Below are 5,322 nucleotides of genomic sequence, written 5' to 3'. Positions count from 1 at the left end.
CTCGCTTGAGCAGACTATTTTTACGTTGCGAGTGCAGGTACGACGCAGACCAGACGCAGGCTGAAAAGGGAAGCAGCCGTTAGGCCGCCTCCAGTTCTTCCATGTGCTGCTCCAGCAATCGAATCTGTCGTTCCCGCTCTGCATACTCCAGCAGGATTCCACGCACAGTCCACGCAGGCACAGTCTCCAGAACCATATCCCACTTAGTGAACCCGCCAAGGTCTTCCCCCTCCCAATCTACGATAACGGGGGTTGAGAAGTTTCTAGGCCAGATACAGTGCCGGGCCATGCTCTTGTCATACGGCCATGTTGGTTCCTTAGGGCAGCCTGCCGGTACGGTACTGGGCGAGCCGCCCACTATGTAAACCACCCCACAGGGTGACGTATCAGACAGGGCGTACTCCTCATGCCAAGGTTTAATAACCGGCTTCTGGTTCCTGTTCGCGACTGCGCCGCGTCCCCGACTCACGCCGACGCCCCCGCTGTGCGGTGCTGGGCACGATGTAGCGAGACCAGTACAGCCGATGCCAGATACTTCTCGCCGTCAAGCGTTACGACGTACGATCCGGATGTGGTTTGCCCACCGGCCACCGCTCCAGCTTCACGGCTACGGGTGCCGGTGCATCCGTTCCAGTGGTTCCAACGCAGGCCGCTTGGGCTGGTCAGGTCGGTGGTGAATGCTGCCTGAAACGAGGCCAGGACTTGTTTAGTGATACGGGCTTTCATGTTGTTTCCTCCAAGGGGATGCTGCCCGCCCCGGAGGGCAGGCTATTTGCGTGAGTTTTGAGGTGTAGAAATGGCGGTAGCGATCAGCCGGACCAACTGGACCAGTTCACGGCTTTGCTCAAGAAGAGGGGTTAAAACTCCCCGGATCAGTTCAGAATCACCAGACAGCAACGTATCGACGGCGAGCATCAGCGGTTCAGTGTCGAGGGCAACGGACCCGGCGTGGATCACTCGCCCACCTTCAAGGCTGTACCGACCGACGACCACAGGCCCCAGCCGACCTAAGATGCTCCGCTGATCCATCAAGCGCTGTGTGCGCTGGTGGCGTTGCTGCCAGTTCTCCGAAGCTTGATCATCCGTTGCGGCGTACACAGTGCCGCCGTCTGGCAGCTCCTTGAACACTTGCAGTACGCGGGCACCATTACATGCGCGACACGTCAGGTTCCGAGTGTGGCGTTCGCAGCCACTACACTCCGCACAGCTCCAGTTCGGATCGTCGAAGGTCTTAGCCCCGGACATGACAGCGGCGTATCGGGCTGGGGCAAGTTGGCGCATGCTATTGAGTCGGCCCTCATACCCCGGATACCCGAGTCGCATACGGATCAAGTCGTCTGCTGTAGGGTGCTGCCCACGTCTGAGCGCGGGTCTAGCATCCCAAACCCCGCTCAAAGCAGCGCACGAAGTTTGTCAGGGAACACTGACCCCAAGTATGGGGCGGGCTTCGCTGCTTGGGAGCGCTGGAGCATTACCTGTTCACGATCAGCCAGGGCACGCTCCGTACCAGCGGCGGACGCTTCAAGAGGAATCCACTGTTGATCGACGTAAACGCTCAGCACCCAGCCCGCACTTGGCTCAACGGCCAGTGAGTACGACGCCCAACCCGCAGCGTCCTTACCCGTATCAAGCGTTACGTTCCCACGGGAGCCGCAAGCCTCGGCCCAATCGTCAGCCAGAGCGCGCCAGTTCAACGAGCGGCCAGCGGCCAACCCCGGGACATCGACCTTTGGCCCTGCGAGGTTCTGCGCCATACCAGCGCGGTCAGAATCGACCAGCTCCAAAACGAACTTGAATTCAGCATCGGTCAAATGCTCAGCGGCCTTGATCGCCGCTATCTCGCCTTGCAGGGCGGACAGCACTCGATCTTTCCATACATCGTGAGCACTACCAGCAGCGACTCGCTCACGTTCGGCCAGTACATCCCAGCGGTTCCCGATCAGAGAGTTCAAGGCGTGCGCAGCAAATACGCGCAGGGCATAACGCAGATCATCAGGCGTCTTGATTGGCTCTCCTACGCCAGCACGAACGGCAAGGCGCAATGCATCGCTCAGCTGTGCGCCGTTCGAGCGCATGTGGCCGGATACGTTCTCTGAGGCTGGCACACCCACTATGCGCGGGGCACGGGCTGGAAGATCGGCCACGGATTCAGCCGCGACAACAGCATCAGCCTTGGCCAGCAGGTCCGCAAGGTCTGGTAGTTCCTGATCAGCGCCAAAGTGCAGAACTTTCGTCACAGCGGGTGCCAGGGTCACGGGTGCTGCATCGTCGAATGTCAACGGCATCATTAGGTCAGCGTCGGAAAGGTTCGCCAGCGCGGCGAGATTAAAATCGGTCATTGGTCAATCTCCTTACAGGTGGTGGGCAGGTTGCCCGTGGGACTTACTCAGTAGCAGTCGAGCGGTACGCGGCGGCGAAATCTTGAGCGGCGGCAGCGTCCTCAGCGGACTGGCTGGTGTTGCCGAGGTAATAAGCGGCTAGGGCCAAGTCGCCACGGGTCAGCTCTTTACCCTCAAGGATTTGGGCTAGCTCGTCTTCGTATCGGGCCTTTGTGGATGGCCGGGACAGACTGCGCAGGTGGCTGGTCAGGAACTCAATGCGTTGGCGCTCGGTATAGCTCAGGCTGGATTTAGCCATGTCGTGGTACTCCTTCGGTGGTGGGTCAGTGGGTGGTTGCAGCGGTGCGCTCGGCAGAAAGCTCAAACAGTAGGCCAACCACAGCGAATAGGGGCCAAGTGGGATTCAGAGCTGCAAGCTGCTTGTACGAACTGCACCCGGTCGCATCGTCAATCACTGTTTGGCTCAGGTTTAATCGGGTACAGAACTTACGGATACGTCCACCAGTGGAGCGGACATACCAAGCGGGCAGACGAACGCCAGCGGCAGCAGCCAGTTCACGCCAGTGCTCTGCATCAGCGAAGTCGAGGCGCAGGTTCTCTCTTGCGTATTGCTGCGCAGCTTCACGGGCGGCAGCAGCCGCGTTAGCTTGCTGGCTCTGCCAAGGACCGGACACAAATGCACGGTCGGCGTTGATGGTGTTTACGGATTGCATGAAACCTCCAAAGGGGATCGACATAGCTCTGCCATTGCCCCGGCTTATCGAACGTAAAACGCACGATTGGTCGGAGCCTTGGTGTTGGTATGTCTTTTGAGTTAGCGCAGGAATTCACCCCGGAAACTCGGGGATTTAGGCTGCTATTGATTGATGTGCGGGGTGGTCAACCGGGAGGATGCCGGGAAGGCTCCATCAGGAATAGGTCGGCTGTGTAGGAGTTCTAATTCTCACAGCCGGGTGCAGTCACGGCAGTTATCAGGTGCCGACGCTTTCACGTTCATGTGCCCGAGGGCGAATAGGTGCCTGAGCCTACCAAGGAGACAGTATCTCAGGCTGCTGTACCGACGACCAATCGGAGCAGCAGGGAAACTCAGGTGTTATTCGTCTTCGTATTCGTCATCAAGGTGGGTGCCCGCGTTGTAACGGCGCATCCAATAAGCCTCGGGGCTTTCATACGGCCCCCACGACAGGTACAGCTCTACAGTCGGTAGGTCGAGTTCGAGCGCGGTTGCTATTTCAGGGGCGGGCATACCCTCCGATGCCATACGTCTTGCTTGATGGCTGGGCATCAGTTCGGAGTCGTCGATAATTTCTGTGCCATCGGGGAGGTGTATTTGGGTCATGGTCGTTGCTCCCGTTGGGATAGGGGTAATAGGTACGTAGTACCTTATGAGTTTGGGTCAATTTCAGGGGGTGCATGCACCCCTTTTGTACCCTATCGGCCGATACGATTTTCGATACGGCTACCAAGATCAGGCCGTCCAGCGTTGGATGGTGCTCTTGGTGAAGGTTATTAATAATGAGTACTACGTACTCTTAGGGTTTGGGTCAATTTCAGGGGTGCATGCACCCCCCCTATTTTGGAAGTTTGCTGTAGTACCTAAAGGTACATACAACACCTCTTATGCAGTCAGATTGCGGCGGACCCACGATTTAACCGTGTTCACAGGCTGGCCGGTTGCGGTTGCGATAGCAGTCGGACCATCACCAGCAGCCCGCATGCGACGAGCAATATCGTGCCAGTGTTCACCAGCCTCGACCACTTCCAATCGTTGCTCTGTAGCGATGCGGAATGCTCTCAGCTCGGCCAGTTCAGCCGCCATCAAGGCTTGCGCAGTCTCAAGGCGTGTGAGGCGTGCATGCGTCTTCATGTTCACGGCAATTCCTTCAAGGCTTCCCGATAATGTGTCAGCGCCCATACGCATGTACTCCCGTTTGCCGGTGGTCTGGATCATTCGTTGAGCGTTCTGGTGCTGCGCATGCTTCTGCAATGCCTTCTTGACCTTACGTCGTGAGCCAGTCTTTCCAGCGATACGGGCGACATCCTCAGCAGGGACACCAGCATCAAGTAGAGCGGCTCGGGGTTGGGTGTTGCCCTCGGCATCAATCACCAGCAGCACAGCGGCATCAACGGTCTGCTGGCTAGCTCTGTACCGGCCAGCGTGTTCAGTGGCACAGGCTCGGTAGAACTCCTGCTCTGCACGTTTCAGGGCTAGGAACTTGTCACGGGACACACTTCGACCTTGGCTGGTGTGTTCGGCGTACAGGTCTGCTACCACTTTGTAGGACGGTACTTGTTCATACGCTTGCCGGTTCACGACGCCACCAGCGGTCAAGGCATCCCACCAAACGAGTTGTTGGGGATTCATCCCGAACGTAGGCACGGGGAATAGGTCAGGCAGGTTAGCCAGCGCGATACTTAAATCAGTCATTCAGAACCTCTCATTGCATAGGCGATGCCTTTGGTTGGTGGTGGGGAAGGTACGGTGTCAACCGCCAATGGCGGACGGGCATTCTCTCTGTACTTAAAGTGGCAGCTAAGTCACTTGCAGACTCGCAATCGACATGGTCACACCGTTTCTAGCTTTCTCCCTGTACTTAAACGCACTACCTAAACGTCAAACGGCCTGAGAGGCCCGTACTACAAGGTGTACAGGCGAATCGCCAAGGGGCAGGGTTTACGCCCGCAAGGTGGTACCGCAGACAGGTTGCTTCTCTAGTGTGCTAAGTGAGGTTCTATTGCTTAGCACACGTTGCGAGGCCCACACAAAGGCCAGGATCAGTCGGGAATATGCTCTCTGACCTTCGCCAGTAGCTCACGCGGTTTGTCTAGCGGCTGTGTGCCGCCGTAGATGCTAGTTGCCTTTGCACCGGCAGGCGTGTGCCCTAGTGTACTGTTTTCGAAATAAGTTACCCATAACCTGCAAGCTAAGCTATTGATAAGATTTGAATTTTCCGTTAGTTGGTGGCTGATTTTTTCGAAAACA

At 57.3% G+C, this 5,322-nt stretch carries 8 protein-coding genes; all 8 read right to left on the bottom strand.

The features are described 5' to 3' along the window. Positions 1–465 precede the first annotated feature (465 nt). Positions 466–726, bottom strand: a complete 261-nt coding sequence (locus DW49_RS0107245; protein ID WP_017704285.1) for a hypothetical protein — start codon at positions 724–726, stop codon at positions 466–468. A 42-nt stretch (positions 727–768) separates the two neighbouring features. Next, complete coding sequence (locus tag DW49_RS1000000133590; protein WP_237742255.1) at positions 769–1,128, bottom strand: hypothetical protein; 360 nt, start codon at positions 1,126–1,128, stop codon at positions 769–771. Positions 1,129–1,391: 263 nt separating this feature from the next. Continuing rightward, positions 1,392–2,339 (bottom strand): hypothetical protein, encoded by a 948-nt coding sequence (locus tag DW49_RS0107235; RefSeq protein ID WP_005619820.1) that lies wholly within the window; start codon positions 2,337–2,339, stop codon positions 1,392–1,394. A 43-nt stretch (positions 2,340–2,382) separates the two neighbouring features. Then, entirely contained in the window at positions 2,383–2,637 is a 255-nt protein-coding gene (locus tag DW49_RS0107230; RefSeq protein ID WP_024421168.1) for a hypothetical protein, read from the bottom strand. Positions 2,638–2,662: 25 nt separating this feature from the next. Next, entirely contained in the window at positions 2,663–3,076 is a 414-nt protein-coding gene (locus DW49_RS0107225; RefSeq protein WP_024421167.1) for a hypothetical protein, read from the bottom strand. Positions 3,077–3,432: 356 nt separating this feature from the next. Beyond that, on the bottom strand, positions 3,433–3,678 hold the full coding sequence (locus tag DW49_RS0107220; RefSeq protein WP_024421166.1) for a hypothetical protein: 246 nt from the start codon (positions 3,676–3,678) through the stop codon (positions 3,433–3,435). Between the two features lie 279 nt (positions 3,679–3,957). Beyond that, the gene (locus DW49_RS0107215; protein ID WP_024421165.1) at positions 3,958–4,767 is read right to left on the bottom strand and encodes a hypothetical protein; all 810 of its coding nucleotides are present in this window, start codon (positions 4,765–4,767) and stop codon (positions 3,958–3,960) included. 347 nt (positions 4,768–5,114) lie between these two features. Beyond that, positions 5,115–5,322: hypothetical protein (locus DW49_RS1000000133305; RefSeq protein ID WP_032616731.1), on the bottom strand; the 208-nt coding region annotated here is incomplete at its 5' end.

The sequence above is a fragment of the Pseudomonas avellanae BPIC 631 genome (assembly GCF_000444135.1).
GTDB classification, from domain to species: Bacteria; Pseudomonadota; Gammaproteobacteria; order Pseudomonadales; family Pseudomonadaceae; genus Aquipseudomonas; species Aquipseudomonas avellanae.
This window is presented reverse-complemented; position numbering and strand designations above follow the sequence as displayed.